At 55.1% G+C, this 3,350-nt stretch carries 3 protein-coding genes; all 3 read left to right on the top strand.

Features of this window, described 5'->3' with window-relative positions; translation table 11 throughout:
* The first annotated feature begins 1,150 nt into the window (after positions 1-1,150).
* The 3 genes from ACVBEG_RS27250 to ACVBEG_RS27240 all read left to right on the top strand — a co-directional run bounded on the left by ACVBEG_RS27250 (position 1,151) and on the right by ACVBEG_RS27240 (position 3,234).
* On the top strand, positions 1,151-1,366 hold the full coding sequence (locus tag ACVBEG_RS27250; protein WP_447108555.1) for an AlpA family phage regulatory protein: 216 nt from the start codon (positions 1,151-1,153) through the stop codon (positions 1,364-1,366).
* 479 nt (positions 1,367-1,845) lie between these two features.
* Entirely contained in the window at positions 1,846-2,136 is a 291-nt protein-coding gene (locus ACVBEG_RS27245; protein WP_447108554.1) for a hypothetical protein, read from the top strand.
* Positions 2,137-2,865: 729 nt separating this feature from the next.
* Complete coding sequence (locus tag ACVBEG_RS27240; protein WP_447108553.1) at positions 2,866-3,234, top strand: YagK/YfjJ domain-containing protein; 369 nt, start codon at positions 2,866-2,868, stop codon at positions 3,232-3,234.
* The last annotated feature ends 116 nt before the right edge of the window (positions 3,235-3,350 follow it).

Here is a 3,350-nt window from a genome sequence, read left to right as displayed (position 1 = left end):
CCGCGCAGCCAGCCACGGACCATGAGGAAGCTGTCAGCAGGCTGCTGAAGCACGATGGAAGGCTGCCCAAGCAAGCGAAAAAGCCGAGGAGCATAATGAGGGTGTGGATCTGGCGGCCGACGCACGGAGGAAAAGACAGCCCAGCCAGTTGGAGTCTCGTGAATAGCCTGTTGCTGGGGGCGGGTGCCTGTTGTGTCGCGCTGACCGTCTGCGGGTGGTCAGTGGCCTGGGCTTTTCAGCTCTATGCAAGATCACGGGGCTCAGTAAAGAACGATTGAAGAATAGAGTGCTGTGCCTGATTGACCTGGGCCTGATAAGAACCTATGTGCCCGGTGCGACCGGCTGCGTTCTTTTCAAAAATGAAAAGCCTCTACTCCTCAATCTGGACCCATTGCAGCTATGAGGCAGGAGGAGCAATTGCCACTTCAGTTTTGGTTTGCACGACGAGACTGATTACACTGTCAGCAGGCATTCAGCGGATGGATGCGTCGAATATTAGTCGAGAATCCCACGACACATCAGAATTATCCATACGGAGAGGTTCTTAGCCTCTGTCAGCCGCCGCAACCCTCGTTCTTTCATTTTTTACAGGTCATGTTGGAGAAGTACGCCGCTCATCTGCTCTCCAAATATTGGTCTGTGCTTGTTAACTGCCCTTCTCATCAGTGGATTAGATCGTTGATCAAGGCTGAGGCGCGGATTCGTAATGACTTTCGGCCTCCGGCTTCGGCTCTCAGACTCTGGTGATGATTGTCTGAAAGTATTCGGCAGAGACCGGTGCGGCATTTTAGTAGTCGATGAGCTCTATCATGGTGCTTATAGCTTGGCGATCTAGATTCTGACTATTGACCAAGTATCAGGGGTTCCGTTTGGGCAATGGATTTCGTCATGATCCCTCAACTTTGAGTCTGGTTATTTTCTTCTCACATTGCTTGCCTTGCCCCGCTCGTCGAGATGGCTGGCGTGGCGGCGTAGTCGTCGGCGGAATGCTCGCCGATGGGTGGAGCCGCAGTTGCTTTCCCTGAGTCCGGATGTTCCCTGAGGATCGATACCGATTTGGCTTGCTGACCCGCCAGCGGCGAAGTAAAGACGTAGGTATTTTCTTACAGGCCACCCGAATCCTCTGAACGGAATACAGAGGAGCCAGTTCATGAGGTTAATTCCGCCTGAAAGACGTCAAGCACGCCACCGGCCTAGGTGGTCCCACGATCAGTTACATGAAGAAGGGGGCTTTCCGAAGTCAGTGTCATTGGGTGAGAGAGCTGTAGCGTGGGTTGAAAGCGAAGTGATGGGCTGGGTCATGGCCCGAATCGAGGCGCGTGATGCTGGCCAGGGGAAGCGCTGGATCCGCAGGCATCCGGAGTGAGCTTTGGATGCGCGCTCCCGGCAGTCTCAATAGGCCATGGCTCGGGCTTCCCCGGTCATGGCCTATATGCCGCAGCCATGAGCCGGCTGCCATGGTAGCATCTCAGACAACACCCTCGGTCGACTCATAGCAAAAAGTCTCGATAGGCAGGGCTCTATCGCTTTCCATTGCCCGGCTTCTCCGGGCAGTACATGCCCTTGACAAAGCTGGTTTTATTGATATCAGGCATAGGCGTGCCGTTGACTGTAGCCATATCAATGGCTCCCCCTTTCAATAGTCTCAAGCAGAGAACGTCTCAGCAGTTAAAACACACTCACTAAGTATCTGGTGTGCATCCAACCAACCAGGTACTCAATCATGTACTCATTGAGCACTACCGTTTTGGCCGGCTCTTGCCGGTCTCAAGCCTAGGATGGGATGGAACGACTGGTTCGTCCAGTAGGCGTCTGGCAGGCCGGCTGGGAGTAGTAGGAGCTCAGATGGCGAATCCAACCTGTGCCGAACGAACAGATTTCCAGGAATACGTCAACTCCATGCAGCAGATGCTCAATCTATTCAATCGAGTGACGCCCTGGCTATCGCGCGAGCACCTGCAAGCCTATGCGGAAGCCTGTCAGGACATTGGCTTGGAGCGTCCGTCCTGCTGGAGTCGAGACCTGCCTGAATGTGCAAGGGACGGCCTATCTGGATTTCTATCATGCCATGAACGTACTGGTTGCTCGGATTCGTCAGCTAATCAGCAGCAAGAGGTACAAGCGCAAGGCGGATGACCGCCTACCGAGGCTAGTCGCCAGCCAGGCCGGCACGCTCAGCACGAGTACGTCAGCCAGGTGCTTGATCGTTACTCACGCGGTGGTCGTCCGTGTTGATCTGCATTATCGAGCGATGGCTTGGCCACGCTCGCATTGAGCATGTGTTCAATGACTTCGATAAGCTCATTCGTGCGCGGGAGCGTAATCCCATCTTCGGCGTCAGGACGGGCTCTGTTCTCGTTCGACGCACGGAGAGGATAAAGGCTTTCATCCATGCAGCTTTTGCTTCTTCTCAACGGTGCTGGGGTACGCAGCGATTCCAGCGAGAAAGATTGGCGAGTTGTCGGGAGCAGATTTCGCTTGTGGCCTGGGTTACTTCTTCAGCTGCAACAATGACAAGGACAGATATGGTGACGAGCTCGGAATCGGGGTGATCAAGCCAGCTGACAGCGAGGCATGTCGAAAGGTCGTCGATACCATCGAGACTACCTGGCGAGAGACGACCAGATATCTCCATGAAGCCTGTGGGCAAGAGCTGCACTGGTCGTATTCACAGAGCAACGGTTTGAAAAGTCTACGGATCAGCACCATCGTGCTGGCTCTGATTGCCGAGCGGTTATCCTATCTGAATAAGGCAGCGTAATCAGTCATATCCGAGGTGCCAGGCTGGAGCTCCTGACCCCACAAGTCAGATCAGGGCGCGGGGGCGCTCCCTGCGCCTGAACTGATGCTGCTCATCAGACAGAGGTGCGCTGGTGCTCGGTAGGGAGATTCAGGCCAAGGAGTGAACTGCGCTCTCGCTTCGTCTTACTGCTCAAACTCGGATGCGTACCACACCGTGGGTGGCTCATCCGGCACAGCGGAATTCATCGCCGCCTAAATGCTGCCTGGGCCAGTGCGCTGAGAATTCCTGTCGACGATGCCTATGGCTTGGTGCATATCCCCGATAACGCTGGGCACCACCTCTCTCAGGATGATCCAGAGGAGATGGATGAGTACTCCCTTCGCGTGAGCTACCTCTGCAAGGCCGCGACCAAGGTGTACGGCAATCGATGCCATGCGTACGGTGGGATAGCCCCCTCCCGGCTAACCTGCAGCAGCTATCTCGACTACTAAAGTCTTGGGGATGGCGGTCGTCGTCGGATTTGAGCGTGCTCGTTGGCCCTCGAATGAAGCCAAGAGGCACTTGATCGACGCTATGGCGGTTCACTCCCATCAGACCGAAAAGTGTC

This window comes from Pseudomonas sp. GG8 (genome assembly GCF_052976945.1).
The sequence above is the reverse complement of the archived record's forward strand: the minus strand, read 5'-3'. Positions and strand labels throughout refer to the sequence as shown.